The sequence below is a fragment of the uncultured Tenacibaculum sp. genome (assembly GCF_947502995.1).
Taxonomy (GTDB): domain Bacteria; phylum Bacteroidota; class Bacteroidia; order Flavobacteriales; family Flavobacteriaceae; genus Polaribacter.
Genome location: NZ_CANNBW010000078.1, coordinates 1 through 280, shown reverse-complemented (window position 1 = coordinate 280; position 280 = coordinate 1). Strand labels below are relative to the sequence as shown.

Genomic DNA, 280 nt, shown 5'->3' with positions numbered 1-280 from the left:
GAGATGGAACAGCCGATGATACTGATGGAGATGCAACAAACAATAATGGTATTCCAAGTACAGCAGGTACAGGAGTTACTACCCCAACTGATAGTGATAGTGGAACTGATCCAAACAGTCCAGACTTTTTAGATACCGATAGTGATGGAGATGGCTGTAATGATGCAGATGAAGCTTTCGCAGATGCTACAGCAGATGCAGACGATAATGGAAGTTATGGAAGTGGAACCCTTACTTTAGGTTCAGGAGTTGATGCCGATGGTACAGTAACTGCTGCAGA

Annotated in this window: 1 pseudogene; it reads left to right on the top strand. The window is 43.9% G+C overall.

The window, feature by feature from the left end:
- A pseudogene (locus Q1A46_RS20815) lies at positions 1–280 on the top strand (hypothetical protein); the annotation flags it as partial.